At 60.4% G+C, this 21,818-nt stretch carries 19 protein-coding genes and 3 pseudogenes; 10 read left to right on the forward strand and 12 right to left on the reverse strand.

Annotated elements, in window-relative coordinates; all coding sequences use genetic code 11:
- Positions 1 to 248 (forward strand): transposase (locus N1F91_RS17920; protein ID WP_289994344.1); only part of this gene is annotated, 248 nt, incomplete at its 5' end.
- Between the two features lie 37 nt (positions 249 to 285).
- Here N1F91_RS17920 and N1F91_RS17925 read toward each other — a convergent pair.
- The gene (locus N1F91_RS17925; RefSeq protein ID WP_354670551.1) at positions 286 to 1,113 is read right to left on the reverse strand and encodes a hypothetical protein; all 828 of its coding nucleotides are present in this window, start codon (positions 1,111 to 1,113) and stop codon (positions 286 to 288) included.
- 121 nt (positions 1,114 to 1,234) lie between these two features.
- On the reverse strand, positions 1,235 to 2,314 hold the full coding sequence (locus N1F91_RS17930) for a site-specific integrase (protein WP_289994347.1): 1,080 nt from the start codon (positions 2,312 to 2,314) through the stop codon (positions 1,235 to 1,237).
- Between the two features lie 308 nt (positions 2,315 to 2,622).
- Between N1F91_RS17930 and N1F91_RS17935 the strand changes: the two genes are divergently transcribed.
- Entirely contained in the window at positions 2,623 to 4,569 is a 1,947-nt protein-coding gene (locus tag N1F91_RS17935; protein ID WP_289994349.1) for a plasmid replication protein, CyRepA1 family, read from the forward strand.
- A gap of 131 nt (positions 4,570 to 4,700) precedes the next feature.
- Here the strand turns inward: N1F91_RS17935 and N1F91_RS17940 are convergent.
- From N1F91_RS17940 to N1F91_RS17960, 5 genes and pseudogenes are all read right to left on the reverse strand, one after another.
- A pseudogene (locus tag N1F91_RS17940) lies at positions 4,701 to 4,838 on the reverse strand (IS630 family transposase); the annotation flags it as partial.
- 23 nt (positions 4,839 to 4,861) lie between these two features.
- Positions 4,862 to 5,329: a transposase gene (locus N1F91_RS17945; RefSeq protein WP_289994351.1), complete on the reverse strand. Its 468-nt coding sequence runs from the start codon at positions 5,327 to 5,329 to the stop codon at positions 4,862 to 4,864.
- A 166-nt stretch (positions 5,330 to 5,495) separates the two neighbouring features.
- Positions 5,496 to 6,920 carry an ATP-binding protein gene (locus N1F91_RS17950; RefSeq protein WP_289994354.1) on the reverse strand — a complete coding sequence of 475 codons (1,425 nt, stop codon included), beginning with the start codon at positions 6,918 to 6,920 and terminating at the stop codon, positions 5,496 to 5,498.
- Between the two features lie 170 nt (positions 6,921 to 7,090).
- Positions 7,091 to 7,873, reverse strand: coding sequence for a response regulator (locus N1F91_RS17955; RefSeq protein ID WP_289994356.1), 783 nt, complete (start codon positions 7,871 to 7,873; stop codon positions 7,091 to 7,093).
- A gap of 496 nt (positions 7,874 to 8,369) precedes the next feature.
- Positions 8,370 to 8,624 (reverse strand): hypothetical protein, encoded by a 255-nt coding sequence (locus N1F91_RS17960; RefSeq protein ID WP_289994358.1) that lies wholly within the window; start codon positions 8,622 to 8,624, stop codon positions 8,370 to 8,372.
- 405 nt (positions 8,625 to 9,029) lie between these two features.
- Here N1F91_RS17960 and N1F91_RS17965 point away from each other — a divergent pair.
- A pseudogene (locus N1F91_RS17965) lies at positions 9,030 to 9,558 on the forward strand (DDE-type integrase/transposase/recombinase); the annotation flags it as partial.
- A gap of 60 nt (positions 9,559 to 9,618) precedes the next feature.
- Here N1F91_RS17965 and N1F91_RS31145 read toward each other — a convergent pair.
- Positions 9,619 to 10,320, reverse strand: coding sequence for a GNAT family N-acetyltransferase (locus N1F91_RS31145; protein ID WP_354670552.1), 702 nt, complete (start codon positions 10,318 to 10,320; stop codon positions 9,619 to 9,621).
- A 178-nt stretch (positions 10,321 to 10,498) separates the two neighbouring features.
- Here N1F91_RS31145 and N1F91_RS17970 point away from each other — a divergent pair.
- Positions 10,499 to 11,944, forward strand: a pseudogene (locus N1F91_RS17970) (YifB family Mg chelatase-like AAA ATPase); the annotation flags it as partial.
- Positions 11,945 to 12,133: 189 nt separating this feature from the next.
- On the opposite strand, the gene N1F91_RS17975 reads toward N1F91_RS17970, so the two are convergent.
- From N1F91_RS17975 to N1F91_RS17990, 4 genes are all read right to left on the reverse strand, one after another.
- Positions 12,134 to 12,748, reverse strand: a complete 615-nt coding sequence (locus tag N1F91_RS17975) for a transglutaminase-like cysteine peptidase (protein WP_289994359.1) — start codon at positions 12,746 to 12,748, stop codon at positions 12,134 to 12,136.
- Between the two features lie 217 nt (positions 12,749 to 12,965).
- Positions 12,966 to 13,400 carry an alternative ribosome rescue aminoacyl-tRNA hydrolase ArfB gene (arfB, locus tag N1F91_RS17980; protein ID WP_289994360.1) on the reverse strand — a complete coding sequence of 145 codons (435 nt, stop codon included), beginning with the start codon at positions 13,398 to 13,400 and terminating at the stop codon, positions 12,966 to 12,968.
- A complete protein-coding gene (locus N1F91_RS17985) occupies positions 13,400 to 14,065 on the reverse strand; it encodes a nitroreductase family protein (RefSeq protein WP_289994361.1) in 666 nt (221 codons plus the stop codon). The genes arfB and N1F91_RS17985 overlap by 1 nt, the downstream gene beginning before the upstream one ends.
- Before the next feature lie 144 nt (positions 14,066 to 14,209).
- Positions 14,210 to 15,820 (reverse strand): phosphoenolpyruvate carboxykinase, encoded by a 1,611-nt coding sequence (locus N1F91_RS17990; RefSeq protein ID WP_289994362.1) that lies wholly within the window; start codon positions 15,818 to 15,820, stop codon positions 14,210 to 14,212.
- Between the two features lie 367 nt (positions 15,821 to 16,187).
- Here N1F91_RS17990 and N1F91_RS17995 point away from each other — a divergent pair, with 367 nt between their 5' ends.
- The 6 genes from N1F91_RS17995 to ahcY all read left to right on the forward strand — a co-directional run bounded on the left by N1F91_RS17995 (position 16,188) and on the right by ahcY (position 21,543).
- Complete coding sequence (locus N1F91_RS17995) at positions 16,188 to 16,889, forward strand: response regulator transcription factor (RefSeq protein ID WP_289994363.1); 702 nt, start codon at positions 16,188 to 16,190, stop codon at positions 16,887 to 16,889.
- A 45-nt stretch (positions 16,890 to 16,934) separates the two neighbouring features.
- Positions 16,935 to 18,701, forward strand: coding sequence for a sensor histidine kinase (locus N1F91_RS18000; RefSeq protein WP_289994364.1), 1,767 nt, complete (start codon positions 16,935 to 16,937; stop codon positions 18,699 to 18,701).
- 5 nt (positions 18,702 to 18,706) lie between these two features.
- A complete protein-coding gene (locus N1F91_RS18005) occupies positions 18,707 to 19,171 on the forward strand; it encodes an HPr kinase/phosphorylase (protein ID WP_289994365.1) in 465 nt (154 codons plus the stop codon).
- Positions 19,172 to 19,300: 129 nt separating this feature from the next.
- Positions 19,301 to 19,702, forward strand: a complete 402-nt coding sequence (locus N1F91_RS18010; RefSeq protein WP_289994366.1) for a PTS sugar transporter subunit IIA — start codon at positions 19,301 to 19,303, stop codon at positions 19,700 to 19,702.
- Positions 19,699 to 19,995: an HPr family phosphocarrier protein gene (locus N1F91_RS18015; RefSeq protein ID WP_289994367.1), complete on the forward strand. Its 297-nt coding sequence runs from the start codon at positions 19,699 to 19,701 to the stop codon at positions 19,993 to 19,995. The genes N1F91_RS18010 and N1F91_RS18015 overlap by 4 nt, the downstream gene beginning before the upstream one ends.
- 147 nt (positions 19,996 to 20,142) lie before the next feature.
- The gene (ahcY, locus tag N1F91_RS18020; protein WP_289994368.1) at positions 20,143 to 21,543 is read left to right on the forward strand and encodes an adenosylhomocysteinase; all 1,401 of its coding nucleotides are present in this window, start codon (positions 20,143 to 20,145) and stop codon (positions 21,541 to 21,543) included.
- Positions 21,544 to 21,818 lie beyond the last annotated feature (275 nt).

The raw sequence follows: 21,818 nt of genomic DNA on the forward strand, positions 1-21,818 counted from the left end.
TCGCCAACCAGATGCGCCTCGTGCTCCACACCGCCGCCTACTGGCTCATGCTCACCCTGCGCGAGGCGGTGCCCGCCAGCCATCATCTCGGCAAAGCCGAGTTCGCCACGCTGCGGCTGAGACTTCTCAAGCTCGGCGCCCGCGTCACGGAAACCGTCTCGCGCATCCGCCTGGCATTCGCCGCCGCCTGTCCCGAGGCAAGTCTGTTCCGTTCCATCGCCGCGACGCTGCAGCCGGCAGGACCGTGAGCCGACCCGGGCGGCATGCCCCCGCAACCAGGCCCCGTCAACCTCCAGCGCGTTCTACAAGTCCAGACCCACCCGCGGTGAAACAGACGCCTCGACTGCCCGCGTACCATCGACCGGCGTCATCCGCGAAAGCGAACTCATGAATAAGACGGGCTAGGTCGTGGTGAATTACAGCAAAGAATCCCTCATCGAATTGCGGCTCATCGCGGTGAAGCGTACTGAATGCCAGCAAGTGATCGCGCCAAAGTTGATTGAAAGCCTTATTTTCTAGTCGCTCCGAAAGCTCTGGGTCCCACCAGCTTTTTTCGTGAGCCAGCCAAGTGGCGTATCTTGCGAGGGAAGGGCTATAGGACTCTTGAGAGAACGGCTCAGTGAGTTTCGTTTCGATGGCCAGGAAGCCCGCTTTTCCCTCCGAGGTCGAGTACCGAATGAAGGCGTCAAAAGCGGTGCGGTCATTCAGTAGGTTGCCTTCGGGTACATGCTCGAATTCGATCAGCTCCAGCCGGCGTCCGGCTGGACCCGGAAGAGCGTACAAAATGGGGTCCGCCAGGTCAGGATTGTTCGCCAGCGGGCCGAGCAAGTTAAAGCACATGGGCTGGCTGCCCAGCATGTTATTGTACAGGCGGTTCGGCTCCACCGCTCCGACATTGGTCTCCTGACGCGTTCGTGCCGTTTCGTAAATACTGGACGTCAGGAAATTCCATCCGTTTCGGCCGTCCGCAGGCTGAAGCATATTTCCGTAGAGTTCGCCTCTCGCCGAAGGGTTTGGGCCGGCTGGTAGGTTCAACACATGCTCCCTGAACCAGGACTGGTGGAACCTCATCCGGGCTTTCAGTGGAGTATCGGAGGCGGCAACATGCTTCACGGAAGGGTCTGCTCGCAATGGGGGTATTGGGGCGCAATCAGGTTCCAATGTAGCCGTTATGTTCGGATCGAAAATGGCCAAAACCAGTCTTTCCTAGAAAAACTATCTGACCATCTCGGTCTCAGTCGTGGCGGCGATCTTGGTCGTTCAAGCGGTTGATCACGTCACGCGCTTTGCTGGTCACGGCAGCCTGTTCCAGATGTGCATAACGCATCGTGGTGCGGACGTCAGAATGGCCCAGAACAGCTCCCACTTCATAGACGTTCATCCCGTTCTGGATCAGCCTAGTCGCATGGGTGTGGCGAAGCGTGTGGACCGTGAAGTCAGGGATGCCGGCGCGGCGCATCGCTTTTCGAATTGACGCCACCGAATACCCTCGTGCCTCGCCTGACCTATTGGAGAACAGAAATTCCGAGCTGCGAGTTTCCGCACGACGGCTGACGATCTCGGCGACACGATCGGTCATGAAGATGATGCTCTCGTTCTGGACCTTGGATCGCCATAGCCGGATCAGGCGTCCTTCGAGGTCGATCTGACGCCAGACGAGGTCGGCGATCTCGCTATATCGGGCGCCAGTGTCGAGAAGGATCACCACGATATCCAGGTTGTCTTGGAGCGCCTGGCGCAGTTCCTGGGATCGCTTGCCGAGTGGGGGAAGGCCGGGTGTCTCCCGGTATGGATCGAGTTCCGACAGCAGCCGTCGCTCATCGTCGGCGGTCAGATAGCGGACCATCTTGTTGGGGACTTTGATCGGCGGTGCCTCGATGTCGGAGCAGTGGTACCCGTTCTTCCGAGCAAGTTGGACGGCAGCGATGATGCAGCTGATCCCGTGTTTGATCGTCTGGGCTGCACACCCTTCGTTCAACCGTTTCCGCCGAAATTCTTCGAGATCCGCGGAGGTCAGATCGCTGAGCAGCGTTGAACCGTTGAGGGAACGGAGGATGGTGCGGCGGTGGCTGATCAGATTGCCGTGGTTTGGCGTTCCTTCCTTGCTGCTGACGTACGTCAGCAGGGCTGACGCCAGTGTGGTTTCCTTCTTCCTGCCCACGAGGATTTCTTCATGGGCGTCGGCACGGATTCGGGCGGCAACTTTCTCGGCCGCCTTGCGATCGGTTGTCCGCGTCGAGCGGATTATCGTCCGGTTGTTGATCTGGAACTGGGCGTACCAGAATTTCGAATTACCACGTTTAATCAACGACATACAGCCTCACCAACGCTTGATCCCGTCAAGCCTTACGCGGCGGTACGTCCAATGGTAACGCATCGATGACAACGCCAAACACAATGTGATCTTCAGGGTGGCTAGAAACAAATTCGGATATCCCCCATCTACTTGCCGATGCCCATTCTCCTAAACATCCATTTTTTATCCCGACCAACTTTATAGGTCGGCTCATTCAAACACGTGCGCGCCGACAGTTTTCGCCGGCCGCCATTCATCACATTGGTCTTATTTGTACGCTGCAGCAGAGCAGAGCTGCACGCGCTTTCTATGGATATTAAAAAATCATGACTTGGCTGGACAGAGAATACGTACTCTCCATCGGCGCCCACATTATCAATAAGAACGTCGGCTTCGCCAATTGGGCCGATGGGTTCGAGAGACTCAGCTGTACAATTTGGAACCTGAAGGAGTCGATCGAGCTAGGCTACGCCTACTGTGTCGAACTTAGGAATGGCCATAGGGCAAAAGAGAATTTTGTCTCCACCTCTATCCTGTCGGTCGATGTGGATGAGGGAATGACGCTGGACGAAGCCAAAGCTCATCCCCTGGTCGCAGCCTACGCGACGTTCATATACACAACATGCTCACATACACCGGAAGCTCACCGATTTCGTATTGGGTTCGCATTGGAGCACCCGATAACCGACCCGGTTGCCGCAACGGCAGCCACACGGTCTCTGCTCCTCCGCCTCTCCGGTGACGGCTCGACGGACGATGCGGCGCGGATGTTTTTCGGCAATTCGAACACGCAGGTGGAATTGTTCGACCGGGGGCTTCCCCAATCCGTCCTGGATGAACTCGTTGCTCAGAGCGAGGGCTTTGTCAGATCGCAAAAGCCAAAACTGACCGATCTGTCTTCGCGTTCAGCTCTCCATATCGATCCCGATCTATTGGTTCGGCTGGAGGGCGGTCCATCCGTCCCGTTCAGCGATCTCCGCCTGAAGAACCGCGTCCACTGCCCATTCCACAACGACAGGAAGGCAAGTGCGTTCGTGACCCAGAACCGCGGGGGTGAATATGGAATTCACTGCCAAGCTTGTCGCACAACCTACTGGCCTACGGGGGTCCGAGGTGCCTTCCATTTTGATCATTTTGACAAATTGGCGCGCCTGATCCACGACCAAAAACCGATCGAGGTCGAGCAGCAGGACCCAGTTGCGAGGCTGCTGGGTTGGAAGGAGTTCCAGTCCAGCCGTGTCAGATATGTGAACACGCCGTACATCGAGCCGTTCCCATTCGAGCCGGGCATCACGTTCATCAAGAGCGGCAAAGGGACGGGGAAGACGCAGCTTCTGAAAAGCTTGTCGCTGCACGACAAGGAGAGGGTCTTGCTCGTTGGTCACCGCCGGACGCTGATACGCGCGAGTTGTAGGCGGCTCGAGGTCAACTGTTATCTGGAAGAAGCTGACCAGTTTGGCGTTCCACCGAGATGGAAGGATCGGTATGGCGTCTGCTTGGACAGCATTTCCAAGGTAGACCTAGAGAAACCCTATGACTACGTCATTTTGGACGAGTCGGAGCAGTTGCTGGCGCACCTCCTGTCGGAGACAATCAAGGATAGGAGGTCGGAGGTCCTTCGCCGACTGATGCATGTGCTGAGCACCGCAAAACGGATTATCGTGCTGGACGCCGATCTTTCCTGGCCATCGTTCCACTTTATCACGCGGTGGGCAAACACCAGGGAGGAAAAGAAGTCCCAACTGGTGATTAACCTTCATAAACGCCAGCGAGGATCGCTCACTATGGTGAGCACACGGAACGAGCTGATTGGCGATCTCAAGCGGTCGGTTGTGGACGGGAAGAAATGCTTCCTGACATCCAATTCCCGCAGCGGAATCGATAAGATTGAGGCTGGTCTGAAGGAAGAGTTTCCTGATTTGCGGATACTGAAGGTGACAGCGGAAACTGGCCAAAATCCGGAAACCCAGATGTTTCTGGAACGTCCAGCTGAGGAAGCGAAGAAGTACGACCTCATCATGGCTTCGCCGAGCATGAGCACAGGAGTCGACATCACGTTCGAAGGGAATGCCGTATACTTCGACGCGGTCTATGGGCTCTTCGAGCCGCTGATGCTCACCCATTTCGAATGCGACCAGCAACTCGCTCGGGTTCGGCATCCTGGGGAGGTCAAGGTTTATGTCTCGCCGCAACAGTTCCGATTTGAGACCGACATCAGCGTCGTGCAAGACGACCTGCGTAACCGGGGCAGATTTCCGGGCGATCAGGCTTGAGCGGCTTGCCTGACGAGATCGGGGAGTCGCGGTATCGGCTGGTGGGCGGGTATGCCGAGGCGATCGCCGAGATATCGGAAGAANTCGTCGACCGGCACCATCCGCGAAAGCGAACTCATGAATAAGACGGGCTAGTGGATGGAATCCAACGCTTGGTGCCTGCGTTTGACGGGTGCGGTGAGTTTGTCGGGATCGGCGGTCCAGGTGAAGGGCTTTGGCTGCTGGTTGTGCTCGGCGAGGAAGCGATTGATGGCGGCCTGGAAGTCGACTGGCTACGTCGCCATCACGACCTTCATGTCGCCGGTCGGAATAATCGCGGCACACGCAACGCACCAACGATTGCCGCCGCCAGGGTTGCATCGACCGCACCCGTGAGGACGAGCCGGCTGCCATGGATCTCCATCTCGATACGACCGGTCGCCGCGGGCGCATCAATCTTGCGTGCTCCACCGCGCTCGAGTTGCTGCTCCTGGTCAGCGACAGTGATCGGCATAGACTGCACGGCGGCCTTCGTCTCCGCCACCGCTTTCGCCTTTACAAGCCCCATCTGTCGTGGCCAGATAGTAAGAAGCCCGCGACTGACCCCCCAACGCCGCGCGACAGACGAGATGTTGGCGCCTGGCTCCGCGCTCTCGGCCACAATCCGCGCCTTCTCCACGGGCGTCCAGCTACACCGTTGCCGGCGGCCCGTGATCACCTCCACCCGGCGATAGTCACTGTCTTCATTCCTGACTTGAAGTCTGGCATCAGCGTCGTCCAAGCCGTTCCAGTCGCACTCCTCGCCCAGCCGCACACGATCACGTCGATCGGAATGCGAGACTGGGCACATGTCGGTCAGGGAATATGACCGTTGGTATGACCCATACAAACCGGCTTCCAGCAAACGCGGGGAGGTTATAACGCTTCGCCTATCATATCATGTCATTTTATATGGAATTAGCAGAAGGCAATATAACCTCAAATATAGCCCCACCATTTGCGTTCCTTGCCGAGATTGAACCGCCGTTTCTTTCAATAATAGTCGCGACTAACGACAATCCGATTCCGTTACCGTCCGTTTTAGTGGAGAATAGAGGGTCAAAGATCCGGCCGATAATGTCAATCGGTATACCTCCACCGGTGTCATGAATTCGTAGTAATAATGAGTTGTCTAACTGTTGCCAATCGATATGTATCTCGCGAATTTTGGCCTTGGAATCATTAATTGCATCTCGCGCGTTGTCGATAAGGTTAATAATTATCGTTTGGAGCTCGTCGCTTTTAATATTGACCAACGCGTCGTCTTTTCCATTAACGTGTAATTCTATATCATATATCCGGAATATAGGGTCTACGATGTTTAAGCACTCGTTCACCACCTCACGCAAACCCTTGATCTTTTTATCTCCTGGTTGGGAAAAACGCCTCATAGCTCTAGAGAGATTTGAAATGCGTTGAATTGCTGCCTCCATACGCTCTACTCTCTTCAGAGCTGCCATGGAAACTACGCTGGCGTCTTCCGTAAGCTCTCGGCGCATGTTGTCAAGTGCAAGGCTTATCGTCTGTGCCGGTGTTCCTACCTCGTGTGCAAAGGCAGAGGCCATTTGACCCAGAGAAGCATACCGCGAAAATTTAGCGGATTTGAGAACCTGCTCTGCACGGGACTTGGAGACTTGTGCTCTGTATGCGTTTTTGATGACCAACCATACCGTAAGTGCAACGGAATATAATATGCAAAATCCCAAAATATATGACATGTGCTCATAAAGTAGATTTAAATTTAAAGCCTGTGCGTAAAAAACAATATCCAATTCATGATCAGGAAAATATGAGTAAAATGAGCATATAACAACATAGTCGCATTCAAAAAATTCCATGCGTGAATTTGAAATAATATCGCTAGAATGAAGCCATCCATTAGAACTCGCGCGAATTAATCCGTCGAACCCATATACTGCGCGCGATATATCGCGGGGTGTGGGTAATTCGTTGAGTATTCGAGTTAAATCATCTAAGATGTAAGATGCAACGTAGACTGACATTAGGCTGCCGGCATCATCACGAATTGCGCGCGTTAGCTGGATAGTGACGAGCCCCGATACGCGCCCTAGTACTGGTGAACCGACATAGAGCGCATCAGGCCTTATTAAGCCTGATGCGTGTACTTCGAAATGTCGTCGATCCCCTAGGTACATCGGTGCGGCAAACTCGCCGGTCGACGCAATCAGCCGTCCATCAGAATCAATTACGGACAATATGGAGAGAGTGCGAGGTAGCGAGACACCAGTGAGCCGGCGGTCGCTTGGCAGTGCGCCGTGTAGTGCGATGGCGCTATCTATACTGTTGGCGGCGGAGTCGAACAGGCGCGACACGATCGAACTTGTTATCGTGTTGTGATCAACAACAAGAGTGAGTATCTCGCCCTTTGTGCGCTCAGCAATTACCAAAAGAAGCGAAGTCACTATAAGGAAATACGCTAAAGAGAAAGACAATGATATTAATCGTATTGAAAGCCTACGATTAGAAAAGAACATTATTATTTTCACTCGATGATATCACGGAGATTGTTGGCAATCGATTTGAATAAAGACATTCCATTTTCCGTAATCAATATCAAAGTTCGGCGTCCATCCGATTCGTCGGGTAAGCGTTCCGTAAGCTTCAGTTCGCAAAGCTCATCGATATGTCTGATAGTCGAAGACAGCGGTATGCCAGTTGCCAGGCAAATCGCCTTCGTCAGCAATTTCTCCTGACGCTTATTGTAATCGTATGCGACCGCAAGGATGGACATCTTATCGCGATCCAGCGACAACCCGATAGCCCCCGGATCAAATAAAGGAATCCGGCTCAGGAGACGTATCGCAGCATTCGTCATCTTTTCGTCTGAGATTGATCCTGTCAGGTTATATTTCTTCGAGGCCCGCTCTAGCGACCCCAATAGGTCGGGCATTCGGGCCGGCTTCTGAATGAAATCAAAAAAACCCAAACGCAGGGCGGTTATACATACATCTATATCCGCAAATCCCGTTAAGAGTATAGCTCTTGTAGCAATTTGCGGTATATCAGATATGATCGCTTTGTATAATTCTGTTCCGCGCATGCCAGGCATAAATTCATCGATCAATAGCACATCTACATGGTTGTGCTTTGTGATAAAATCATAAGCATCATATGCTTTGTTCGCAGTGTATATTAAATATCCATTATTTGTTAGTGAGTCTTTCATCTCAACAAGTAGGTCGTCATCGTCGTCGACAAGCAAAATTGACGGCACGTTACCTCTTCGCGTTACTTTGGCGGACACCATCCGCTCGGAAGATATCATTCGACTATTACCGCCCCGTCAAGTAATACAATAAGCTAGGGGCCCTACATGAGGTTGACGTGGTGCAAAGTCATGGATCAGCTGGCGCATTCCTATTGTGCCACGCAGGGGGGACGGAAGGGGAGCTAGATCAAATTCTGTATTAATAGATAGAATGCAATCAAAAGCCATATGTAAATAGTGATATTGCGGCGCTTTCTTTGCCGTATTGCTGCATTGGAGAGAGCAAGCCTCTCAAGAAAGTACGATCGTATCTCATTTCTTTGAATTTTGTGTGAATTATCCATGGCTACTACCCAGTATCGTCCATTCGATGCAAGCGGGAGACTCGAGAAAATTACAGTGTTGTTGAGAAATTAAAAAATGATGGCGGGGAGGGGATAGATGCGGGCTACCCCTCCCCGCTCTATGGGCATGAAATGGCGGATCCCATGCCCATCCGGGCTGTTCGGGGGAACAGCTCAGATCTTTGCAAACACGGTATGCTCTGGCCACTTCAGTGTCCCGGCGTCACACCATGGATCACGTCAAACCTAAGAGCTTCCAAATGATCTAAAGCACGGAGCATTGTTTTTCTATCGTATCCGCTTCTTTTTATCGACCGCCCTTCGATTTCCTGAGCGGCTTCTTCCAGTACAATGGAGATAAAATCTCGAAAAGAAGGCCCGCCCGCAGTTGTGTGTCTTATAAAACAATGCATCAAAGTTTCAATGCAAAGAAGACGTACTGCGAACTCATCACTTTTTTCCATCCTGGTTCCTCGTAGCGGCGACTAAAAACAGAAAAAACAGACAATGTTTCGAATGTTCAAACAATAGGTTAGTCAGAGAGCAATCATTACGAGATACCAGTCAATTGCTTCTCTGACCATAGAATTTGGGTATCATGAGAAAATTGGGCCACGCAAATGGAAATAGAACCAAAATGGTTCAAACGGGTGCCCTGACACATTCCAAGGATTCACATCGTCGGCAGGGCGTGTAAGCCTCCCACGATGGCTCAGATATCGTGAGTGCTCCTCACAGCCGACGACCGCCGGCGGCTCGCGGCGATCTTCGCTGACCGCACCCGTCCTTTAAGCATGTTCAACGGGTGCGGATCATTCTTCATTCGGTGGGCCGGCATCCGGGCAAGGCCGGACCGTCTCCCAAGCGCATACGTCGCCTCCGTCATCGACGCCTATGCGCGTCATATAGTCGGCTGGCGGGTGAGCAGGGCGACGAACGCGAGCTTCGTTCTCGATGCTCTCGAATGAGCCCCTGCACGAACGGCGACCCGTTCATCACGGCGGCCTGCTGCACCATGCCGACAGAGGGTCCCAATATGTCAGCATCCGCTACACCGAGCGACTGGCCGAGGCCGGAATAGAGCCATCCGTCGGAAGTGTCGGAGACCCCTACGACAATGCCCTCGCCGATACGATCAACGGCCTCTACAAGGCCGAGGTCAGCCATCGACGCGGACCGTGGCGATCCTTCGAGGCTGTCGAGTTCACCACGCTGACATGGGTTAACTGGTTCAACAAACGCCGGCTGCTGGAGCCAATTGGATGCATCCCTCCGGCCGAAGCCAAGGAGCGCTACTCCGCGATCCTGGAAGAACCGATCATGACCGCGCGACACAAACGAAACAGCCTCCGGCAAACTTGGGGCGTTTCATCCAGTTATTTTAGCATTTGGGACTAACTGCATGTAAGTCAAATTTTGTGGACCGTATTGTTGCTGCCCCGCACGGCTTTGAACACGTCAGGAAAGAGAGAACATCCGCCGCGTATGCGAAATTGCTGGAGTGTGCAGGTGCAAGTCCATGGTTGATGGGCAGTTCTTCGCGTAACCAAAGTTCGTGTCTGAGAAGCCGAGGCTCCGGCATAGAGCGCGAGTGGACTCATCGTGCCTCCCGATGGGCACCGTAATCCGCTCGGCTCCAGCTATCCATGCTGCACGTGTTGAAGCTAGCAGCACCATTCTTCCGCACCCGAGACGCCGGAAAGATTTATCAGTGAAGAGGAATCCTATCATTGCGCTATTAATCCCGGCCCAGGTAATTCGATCGACAGGATAAACTGAGCAAACAGAAAGCATCTTTCCTTCGTCGAACGCACCAAATATACAGCCTCTTCCGTTCTCGAGGCATGAAACGTATTCAGACCTCGCAAGTGAAGCAGAAAGAGATGGTACAGAAGAATAGCACTGAGAGAATAACCGATTTAGCTCGGATAGATCATGGACGCCAACGTTTCTGACGTACGGAGAAACGAAGTTTTCAACCATCCTGCTAGTGCCGGAGGAGTCATAAAACTGTTTAAACCGCACGGTATAAAATTCCTGGAAGCTCGGGCTAGATTGAATATCACACTCATATTCGGTCGTGGGGAATAAAAGGTCCAAAATGGAGCTTTCTCTCATCGACGGCCGAAGTGGGTGGTCCGCTGTGTCAACGCTCTGCATCAAGCTGGCACGCTTTGGATGCGATAACGGCGATCTTATCGCGTACCCCCCGTCTTGGGTGATCTCCAGCGACAGGAGACATACTTCAGCTCGGCTCGTTCGATTGGATTAGCTTTGAGCAGGTCGAGATTGCGAAAGTTGGGGGACTGAGGATGCCAGACAATTAATTCACCCTAACATGCAGATCGTCGGTCTTCCAGACAAGGCGGTGGCCGAGAGCCGCGAGCGCGTCCAGGCCGCGCTGCATGCTTCGGGCCTGTCGCTGCCGGCCAAGAAGGTGACCGTGAACCTCGCGCCGGCCGACCTGCCGAAGGAGGGCAGCCACTACGACTTGCCGATCGCGCTCGGCCTGATGGCTGCGCTCGGTGCCGTGCCGGGCGATGCGCTGGCGGGCTTTGTCGTGCTCGGCGAGCTTTCGCTCGACGGTACGACGACCCCGGTCGACGGCGCGCTGCCGGCGGCCATCGGTGCCAACGCCCTCGGCAAGGGCCTGATCTGCCCGCATGCCTCGGGTCCGGAAGCCGCCTGGGCGGGCGCCGAGGTGGAAATCCTCGCGCCGCGCAGCCTGATCGCCATCGCCAATCATTTCCGCGGCACGCAGGTCCTGTCCAGGCCTCAGGCGCAGATCCGCCCGCCGGCCTCCAACCTGCCCGATCTCGCCGACATCAAGGGCCAGGAAAGCGCCAAGCGCGCGCTCGAGGTCGCTGCAGCCGGCGGCCACAACCTCCTGATGAGCGGTCCGCCCGGTTCCGGCAAGTCGATGCTCGCGCAGCGCCTGCCGTCGATCCTGCCGCCGCTGTCGCCGCGCGAATTGCTGGAAGTCTCGATGATCGCCTCGATCGCGGGCGAACTCGCCGGCGGCAAGCTGTCCGACCGCCGTCCCTTCCGCGCGCCGCACCACTCCGCCTCGATGGCCGCGATGGTCGGCGGCGGGCTGCGGGTGAAGCCGGGCGAGGCGTCGCTCGCGCACCACGGCGTGCTCTTTCTCGACGAACTCCCCGAATTCGCCGCGCCGGTGCTCGATTCGCTGCGCCAGCCGCTCGAGACCGGCGAATGCGTGATCGCCCGGGCGAATGCGCGCGTCACCTATCCCGCCCGGGTCCAGCTCGTGGCGGCCATGAACCCGTGCCGCTGCGGCATGGCCGGTGAGCCCGGCCACCGCTGCGCCCGCGGCCCGCGCTGCCAGTCCGACTACCAGGCGCGCATCTCTGGCCCGCTGCTCGACCGCATCGACCTGCGCATCGAGGTGCCCTCCGTCTCGGCCGCCGACCTGATCCGTCCCGGCCGGGCCGAGACCAGCGCGGAGGTGGCAGTGCGTGTCGCTGCCGCACGCCGCATCCAGCGCGAGCGCTTCGATGCGCGCGGCATGCCAGGCATCGGCACCAATGCGCAATGCGGTCCGGCGCTGATCGAGGAGATCGCCGCGCCGGATGCCGCGGGCCTGGCCCTGCTGCGCGAGGCGTCGGAGAAGATGGGCTTCTCGGCACGGGCCTACCACCGCGTCCTGAAGGTCGCGCGCACGTTGGCCGATCTCGACGGCGTCGACACGGTCGGCCGCATCCATCTCGCGGAGGCGATCTCCTACCGCATGGGAGCGGACGCGCAGGCGCGACAGGCCGCGTGACGCGCAGGCGACCGGCAGCCTGACGCGCGGACGCGACAGGCTGTGCGGCAATCCAGCGGCCGCTCTTCCGCCCGCACGGGCTCGCTCATGTGTTCCGGACGGATATCCGTCGCGGCTGAAGGCATGCGTGGAAAAACGGTCCCAGGGAGCAGGAGCGAGACGCGAGGAACGCTGTTGGCGTTGGCTCTGCTATTGGTGGACCGATCCGACCATCATGTTCTGGTCGTTGACGAGGCTTACCCAGCGGCCGGTGTGGCTGCTCGCCTGCCGCTTGAGGAAGCGATAGCCGGTCTTGTCCCAAGTCTTCACCTCGTCGGTGAGATTGTCGAGGATGAAATCGCCCTGGTCGGCCCGCACGGTCAGGACGGCATGGCCTTCGCCGTTCTTCTTCCGCACCACGGTGATGAGCAGGTTCGAGAGCGGGATGGACCGCGAGAGCTGGCGGCGCTTTTCGAGAACATAGTCCTCGCAGTCGCCGACGCCGTCGGTGGGATAGGCCCAGACTTCGTCCTTGCCGAAGACGTCGACATCCGACATCGGGCGGATATCGGCATTCACCGTCACGTTGACGCTGGAAATGCGGTTCCAGAGAGCGTTGCTCATGCGGACGGGCCCGCGGTCGGGGGTTGCCGTGCTGCATTCCGACGGGCTGGACTTGCAGAACTCGTAGTGGCCGATCGGTTGCGAGGTCAGTCCGCCGGTTCCGAGCGACTGGGCGGAAGCGGCGCCGGATTGCGCGCCGCCGAGGCCGGTGATCGCTGCGAGAGCGAAGGTCGCACCCGCCAGCCTGAACTTGGAAACCATTCGCACTGCACCCCGCCACGGCGTCTCGTCGTTAACAAAAAGTTAAATTGCGATACCGATTCGTGTCAATCGACAATGCCGGCGCAGAGGTTTTATGGTTACCGCCGTGCGCCATGTGACACATTCCTGTCACGGTTGGACGGTCCGTTCCCGATGGCCGGTGGCGTTCGCGACCGGAAGCAGCGAGGCAGAGACGCCGTCGTCGAGCCGAAGCGACTCACTCGCGGTCGATCTTGCCGCGCATCTTCTTGACCGTGGCGCGGCCGGATTTCTCCTTGAGCCGACGCTCGACGGCGCCGCGCGACGGCTTGGTCTTCTTGCGTGGCGGGGGCGGTGGTTCGGCCGCCCGGGCGACGAGCGCGAAGAGCCTCTCCCGGGCGTCCTCGCGGTTTCGCTCCTGCGTGCGGAACCGGCCGGCCTCGATGACGATCGCGCCGTCCTTGGTTGCCCGCTGCCCGGCGAACTCGATCGTGCGCTCGCGCACCCGTTCCGAAAGTCCCGGCGAATGCGCCGCGTCGAAACGCAGCTGAACCGCCGTCGCCACCTTGTTGACGTTCTGGCCGCCGGGACCCGACGCGCGGATGAAGCTCTCCTCGAGTTCGTCCTCGTTGATGCGCGCGCCCGGCGCGATGTCGAAGGTGACGCTGGCCATCAGATCCAGACCGCGACGTCGTCAAGCGTCTTGCGACGGATGTCGGGAACCGAAGCGCCCTGGGCGGGATAGCCCGTCACGAGCAGGATCAGCGCCTTCTCGTTGTCGGGCCGTCCGCAGATGGCATTCAGGAAACCCATGGGCGAGGGCGTGTGGGTCAGCGTGGCGAGCCCTGTCCCGTGCAGGGCGGCGATCAGGAAGCCGGTGGCGATGCCGACCGACTCGGGCATGTAGTAGTGCTTCACGCGGCTGCCGTCGGGCGCCACGCCCCAGCGCTGGCCGAAGATGACGATCAGCCACGGCGCGGTCTCGAGGAACGGTTTCTCCGCGTCGGTGCCGAGCGGCGCCAGCGCCCGCAGCCACGCGTCTGAGGCGCGCCCCGCGTAGAAACTGCGTTCCTCCTCCTCGGCTGCGGCGCGGATCCGCCGCTTGACATCGGCATCGGAGATGCAGGCGAAAGTCCAGGGCTGCTGGTTGGCCCCAGACGGCGCACTCGCCGCCGTCATCACGCAGTCCTCGATCAGCTGGCGCGGCACCGGCCTGTCGGAGAAATCGCGCACCGTGCGGCGCGCCGACATCAGCGCCCGGAAGGCCATGGCGCGGGCGCGCATCTCGCCCTCCGGCAGCGGCGCGAAGGCGAGCGGAATCTCTGCTCTCTGATCCATGCATCCTCCTCGCCGGCCGCGATCCTGCAGTTGCGCCACGGGCAGCCGCGCGATGCGGCTTCTATGCCCCGGCCGACGGGAAAGGAAAAGGCCCGGCGGGTTTCGCCGGGCCTCATCATAGCCTGTCTTCGCGGGAGCGGAAGGCTACTCGGCGGCTTCCTGCACCCGCGGCGCCGCGCCCATCACGGCGGAATCGACATGGGTTTCGAACTTGCCGAAATTGTCGACGAACATGCCGACCAGCCTTCGCGCCTGCGCGTCGTAGGCCGCCTTGTCGGCCCAGGTCGAGCGCGGGTCCAGGATGGAACCGTCGACGCCCGGCACCGCCACGGGCACGGAGAAACCGAAATTCGGATCGGTGCGGAACTCCGCCTGGTTCAGCGAGCCATCGAGTGCCGCGGTCAACAGCGCGCGCGTCGCCTTGATCGGCATGCGCCGGCCCGTGCCATAGGCGCCGCCCGTCCAGCCGGTGTTGACCAGCCAGCAGTCGACGTCGTGGCGGGCAATCAGTTCGCGCAGCAGGTTCCCGTATTCCGAGGGATGCCGGGGCATGAACGGCGCGCCGAAGCATGTCGAGAACGTCGCTTCGGGCTCGGTCACGCCCTTCTCGGTGCCCGCCACCTTGGCGGTATAGCCGGACAGGAAATGGTACATGGCCTGCGCCGGCGTCAGCTTGGCGATGGGGGGCATGACGCCGAAGGCATCGGCCGTCAGCATGATGATGTTCTGCGGATGCGGCGCCAGCCCGGTGTCGCTGGCATTGGGGATAAAGTGCAGCGGATAGGCGCAGCGCGTGTTCTCGGTCAGCGAGCCGTCGTCGAAGTCCGGCACGCGGTTCTCGTCCAGCACCACGTTCTCCAGCACCGTCCCGAAACGCTGCGTGGTGGCGAAGATCTCCGGTTCTGCCTCGGCCGACAGGCGGATCGTCTTGGCATAGCAGCCGCCCTCGAAATTGAAGATGCCGTCCTCGCCCCAGCCGTGCTCGTCGTCGCCCACGAGCGTGCGCGAGGGATCGGCCGACAGCGTCGTCTTGCCGGTGCCCGACAGGCCGAAGAACACCGCCGCGTCGCCCGCCGGCCCGACATTGGCCGAGCAGTGCATCGGCATCACCTTGCTCTCGGGCAGCAGGTAGTTCAGCGCGGTGAACACCGACTTCTTCATTTCGCCGGCATAGGACGTGCCGCCGATCAGCACGATCATGCGCGTGAAGTCGACGGCGATGATCGTCTCCGTCCGCGCGCCGTGGCGGCCGACATCGGCCTTGAACGACGGCAGGTCGATGATCGTCAGCTTCGGCTCGAAGGTCGGCAATGCGCTGCGCTCGGGCCGGATCAGCAGGTTGCGGATGAACAGCGAGTGCCAGGCATATTCGGTGATGATGCGCGACGGCAGGCTGTTCTCCGGATCGGCGCCGCCGATCAGGTCCTGCACGAACAGTTCGCGGCCCTTGGCATGATCGAGGAAGTCGGCCAGCAGGTTCTCGAAGTGCTGCGGCGACATCGGCTTGTTGTTGTCCCACCACACCCGCGGCTCGGTGTTGGCGTCGCGCACGATGAACTTGTCCTTGGGCGAGCGTCCGGTGTGCTGCCCGGTCAGCGCCACCAGCGCGCCCTGCGCCGTCAGCTTGGCCTCGCCCCGCCGAATCGACTCCTCGTAGAGATCGGCTTCGCCGAGGTTGTAAAACACCTTGCCGGTGCCCGTCAGTCCTGCAACCTCGATCCCGCACGCGGGATTACGCTCGCCGATTTCCTGCATTCCAGTCACTCCCTGCATCTCGCAACGCGCTCGCACGACCGACGGCTGGCGCGATCGGACAGATCGCCGCTGACGCCTAAGAGGGGAGAAACAGAAAAGTTCTTTGATTTCAAATCATTAATCGATTTAAAGATTTGAAATCTTTTTAAATCGTTTAAAGAAGTCGTCCCGAAAACCAAACGAACCCGATCCGCGCCCCATGCGTTCCGGTTGACCGAGGGCGTCGGTTTCGGACCCCAGGCGGTGTCATGGCGCGAGCGAGTGTGCTATGGCGCAGTGGCTGTGCCACATTTTGTACCCAATTTGTCCGCCTATACCCTTCTCTCGCAGCAGGAAGGGACGCCCGCTCATGAGGGATACGCTTGATATGGCAACGATCGCGCTCGTCGACGATGACCGCAACATCCTGACCTCGGTGTCCATCGCGCTCGAATCCGAAGGCTATCGGGTCGAGACCTACACCGACGGGGCGTCCGCTCTGGAAGGCTTCGCCGCCCGTCCACCGACCCTTGCGGTGCTCGACATCAAGATGCCGCGGATGGACGGCATGGAACTGCTGCGCCGGCTGCGCCAGAAAAGCGACCTGCCGGTCATCTTTCTGACCTCGAAGGACGACGAGATCGACGAACTCTTCGGCCTGAAGATGGGCGCCGACGATTTCATCCGCAAGCCGTTCTCCCAGCGCCTGCTCGTCGAGCGGGTCAAGGCCGTGCTGCGCCGGGCCAATGCCCGCGAGGCGGCGGCCAAGTCGCCGACGCCGCAGACCAGGTCGCTGGAGCGCGGCCAACTGGTCATGGACCAGGAACGCCACACCTGCACCTGGAAGGGCGAGCCGGTGACGCTGACCGTCACCGAATTCCTGATCCTGCATTCGCTCGCGCAGCGGCCGGGTGTCGTGAAAAGCCGCGATTCGCTGATGGATTCGGCCTATGACGAGCAGGTCTACGTTGACGACCGGACGATTGACAGCCACATCAAGCGGCTGAGAAAGAAGTTCAAGGCCGTCGACGACGACTTCGACATGATCGAAACGCTCTACGGGGTGGGCTATCGCTTCCGCGAGATCTAGGCGCTCGACGCTTCGGCCTCGTGACGGAGCGGAGCCCGGCAGGACATGGTAGCCGAAACGACTCCCGCTGAGACGAGGACGAACGGGCGACGCGTGCCGGCGGCGCTGCGTTGGTTCACGCTGCCGCTGCGCCGGTTCTTCGGCCACCACGTCTTCTCCTCGCTCACCCGCCGGATCCTTTATCTCAATCTTGCCGGGCTGGGCGTGCTGGTGCTCGGCATCCTCTACCTGAACCAGTTCCGTGACGGACTGATCGAAGCGCGCGTCGAGAGCCTGATGACGCAGGGCGAGATCATCGCGGCCGCCATCGCGGCATCGGCCACGGTCGAGACGGACGCCATCACCATCGATCCGGAGAAACTGCTCGAACTGCAGGCCGGCGAGAGCCTGGCCCCGGGATCGGACCAGCTCGACAGCCTCGACTTCCCGATCAATCCCGAGCGCGTCGCGCCTTTGCTGCGCCGGCTGATCTCGCCGACCCGCACCCGCGCCCGCATCTACGACCGCGACGCCAACCTGCTGCTCGATTCGCGCCATCTCTATTCGCGCGGCCAGATTCTCCGCTACGACCTGCCGCCGCTCGACGATGCGGAGCCCGATTTTCTCGACCGGGTCGAGGACCTGGTCTACGGCTTCTTTCAGCGCAAGGACCTGCCGCTCTACCGCGAGCAGCCCGGCGGCAACGGTGCAGCCTATCCGGAGGTCGTCAACGCGCTCATCGGCAGCCCGGGCTTCGTGGTGCGCATTTCCGAGCAGGGCGACATGATCGTCTCCGTCGCCGTGCCGGTGCAGCGGTTCCGCGCCGTGCTGGGCGTGCTCCTGCTCTCCACCCAGGGCGGCGACATCGACAAGATCGTCGCGGACGAGCGCAAGGCCATCTTCCGCGTCTTCGGCGTCGCGGCCCTGGTCACCGCCACACTGTCGCTCCTTCTCGCCTCCACCATCGCCAATCCGCTGCGCCGGCTGTCGGCCGCGGCCGTCCGGGTGCGGCGAGGCGTGCGCAGCCGCGAGGAAATCCCCGACTTCTCCGATCGCCAGGACGAGATCGGCAACCTGTCGGTCGCCCTGCGCGACATGACCAACGCGCTCTACGCCCGCATCGACGCCATCGAGAGCTTCGCCGCCGACGTCTCGCACGAGCTGAAGAACCCGCTGACCTCGCTGCGCAGCGCCGTGGAGACCTTGCCGCTCGCCCGCAACGAAGCCAATCGCGAGCGCCTGCTCGAGATCATCATGCACGACGTGCACCGCCTCGACCGGCTGATCACCGACATCTCCGACGCCTCGCGCCTCGACGCCGAACTCGCGCGCGAGGACGCCTCGCCGGTCGATCTCAAGAAGCTCGTCGCCGACATCGTCGACCTGTCGCGCGAACAGACGCGCTACAAGAAGACGGTCGCCATCGACACCAAGGTCGGCAAGGACAACGGCCGCGGCTTCCGCGTCCTGGGCTACGACCTGCGCCTCGGCCAGGTCATCACCAATCTCGTCGACAATGCCCGGTCTTTCGTCCCCGACGAAGGGGGGCGCATCGTCGTCGGCGTGGCCCGCACCACCAACCATGTTCTGGTGACGGTGGAGGACAACGGTCCGGGCATCCGCGCCGAGAGCATCGAGCGCATCTTCGAGCGCTTCTACACCGACCGCCCGTCATCCGAGGCCTTCGGCCAGAACTCCGGTCTCGGCCTGTCGATCAGCCGCCAGATCGTCGAGGCGCATGGCGGCCAGCTGACTGCCGAGAACATCGTGGGCGGTAAGCCCGGCGACGTCCGCGGCGCCCGCTTCGTCATGAAGCTGCCGGCTGAGGCCTGACGCGCTTGCGCAACATCCACGCCACCGGCGTGATTCTCGGCGATCGCGGCGTCCTGCTGACGGGGCCCTCCGGCAGTGGCAAGACCACGCTGGCGCTCGAACTGCTCGCACGCGTCGGCGCGACGGGCAGCCTTGCGCGCCTGGTCTGTGACGATCAGCTGTTCGTGGAAGCGCGAGACGGCCGGCTGGTCGCCCGCGCCGCGCCCGCGATCGCCGGACTGGTCGAGATCGCCGGGCTGGGTCCGTCCCCCGTCGAGGCGGAGCCGGCGATGGTCGTCGACCTCGTGATCCGCCTCGTTCCGCCCGGCGAGGCGCCGCGGATCGAGGTTGGGGAGCCGGTGTCGGTCGAGGGCGTGGGCCTTGCGCGGCTTGACCTTCCGGAGCGCGGCGCCGACGCTGCCGCCCATGCCGTGCTTGCATGGCTGGGCCTGCGCCGCGGCGCGCAGCGGACGTCCGGCGCGGCGAAATGACCGGCGCGCGGTTCGATTTGGGCTTGTCAATGCGATCCGGCTCGACAAGATAGCGCTCCTGCCGGCCGGGGCCTTAGCGGCAGGACAGACAAGAACGCCGAGCCGGGCGATGTCGGGAGTAAGTCATTCATGATCGGACTCGTGCTCGTCACGCACGGTCGGCTGGCCGAGGAGTTCCGCCATGCGGTGGAGCACGTGGTCGGCCCCCAGCAGAGCTTTGAGACCGTCTCCATCGGCGCCGACGACGACATGGAAGAGCGTCGCCGGGAGATCGTCGACGCCGTGGCGCGGGCCGACGGCGGCGCCGGCGTGATCATCCTGACCGACATGTTCGGAGGCACGCCTTCCAACCTGGCGATTTCCGTCATGGAGACGGGACGGGTGGAGGTGATCGCCGGCATGAACCTGCCAATGCTGATCAAGCTGACCAGCGTCCGCTCCGGCGACGACATGACCGCGGCGCTCGAGGGTGCCCAGAACGCCGGACGCAAATACATCAACGTCGCCAGCCAGGTCCTGACCGCCAAATGAGCAGCGACGTCGATGCCGGCGATGCGGTGGTGCGCGACCTCGAGATCGTCAACCAGCGCGGCCTCCATGCGCGCGCCTCAGCACGCTTCGTCCAGGTTGCAGGGGCCTTCGAGGCAGAGGTCACCGTCGAGAAGGACGGCATGACCGTAGGCGGAACCTCGATCATGGGCCTCATGATGCTGGCGGCGAGCCCCGGCTGCTGCATCCGCGTCTCGGCCACCGGGGCCGACGCGGCCAAGGCGATCGAGGCGATCGCGGCGCTGGTTGCCGACCGGTTTGGCGAAGGCATGTAACGGCGGCTTAACGTTGTTGACATGGACAGATAAGGATTTCTTTATGTCCCATTGTGGCTGAGGGCGCGATCTGCTAGGGACGCGCCATCCGGACCGGGCGGCCGATGGTGCTGCTCCGGTCCCTTCGTCATGACATGGAGATGCGCAATGGCTGCCAGCCAGGACTACGTCGTCAAGGACATCGCGCTTGCGGACTGGGGCCGCAAGGAAATCGAGATCGCGGAAACCGAGATGCCGGGCCTGATGGCCTGCCGCGAGGAGTTTGGCGAGACGCAGCCGCTCACGGGCGCCCGCATCACCGGATCGCTCCACATGACCATCCAGACCGCCGTGCTGATCGAGACGCTGAAGGCGCTCGGCGCCGACGTGCGCTGGGCCTCCTGCAACATCTTCTCGACCCAGGACCATGCCGCCGCCGCCATCGCGGCCGCCGGCACCGCCGTCTACGCGGTCAAGGGCGAGACGCTCGAGGATTACTGGGACTACACCGACCGCATCTTCCAGTGGCCGGACGGCCAGCCGTCCAACATGATCCTCGACGATGGTGGCGACGCCACCATGTACATCCTGATCGGCGCGCGCGCCGAGGCGGGCGAGGACGTGCTGTCGAACCCCGGCAGCGAGGAGGAGGAGATCCTCTTCGCGCAGATCAGGAAGCGGCTTGCTGCGACGCCCGGCTTCTTCAAGCGCCAGAAGGACGCCATCCGCGGCGTCTCCGAGGAGACCACCACCGGCGTGAACCGGCTCTACCAGTTGCAGAAGAAGGGCCTGCTGCCCTTCCCGGCGATCAACGTCAACGACAGCGTCACCAAGTCGAAGTTCGACAACAAGTACGGCTGCAAGGAATCGCTGGTCGACGGCATCCGTCGCGCCACCGACGTGATGATGGCCGGCAAGGTCGCCGTCATCTGCGGCTACGGCGACGTCGGCAAGGGCTCGGCCGCCTCGCTCTCCGGCGCCGGCGCCCGCGTCAAGGTCACCGAGGCCGATCCGATCTGCGCACTTCAGGCGGCGATGGACGGTTTCGAAGTGGTCACGCTCGACGAGGCCGCCCCGACCGCGGACATCATCATCACCGCGACCGGCAACAAGGACGTGGTCACGCTCGACCACATGCGCGCCATGAAGGACATGGTGATCCTCGGCAACATCGGCCACTTCGACAACGAGATCCAGGTCGCGGCGATGCGCAACCTGAAATGGACCAACGTCAAGCCGCAGGTGGACATGGTCCAGTTCCCGGACGGCAAGCGCATCCTGCTCCTGTCGGAGGGGCGCCTGCTCAACCTCGGCAATGCGACCGGCCATCCGAGCTTCGTCATGTCCGCGTCCTTCACCAACCAGGTGCTGGCCCAGATCGAGCTCTTCACGAAGGGTTCCGCCTACAAGAACGAGGTCTACGTCCTGCCCAAGCATCTCGACGAGAAGGTCGCGCGGCTGCATCTCGGGAAGCTCAATGCGAGGCTGACCGAACTGTCGGGTGAACAGGCTGCCTACATCGGTGTCACGCCGCAGGGCCCGTTCAAGCCTGAACACTACCGCTACTGATTTTTCTATTGCCGGACACAACATCTTGACGCCGGGCGGAGCCTTCTCCGCCCGGCTTCTTTTTTGTCCAGCAAGCTTCTTCACGGCGATTCCATCGACCGGTACAGTGACCTGATTCGCCATGGGATGCGGTCTCGGAGCGGGGATGCGTAATCGGGAGCGCGGCCGGGGCGGCCGGCTGTCGAGCGGCGGAGAGGACGGAAGGATGCAGTTGGTGCGCCCGCGAGATTCGGGGATCGGCGGGTCGTGTTCGGCGACCCACGCGGCGCGGACGA

The organism is Aquibium sp. ELW1220 (assembly GCF_030398385.1).
GTDB lineage: Bacteria > Pseudomonadota > Alphaproteobacteria > Rhizobiales > Rhizobiaceae > Aquibium.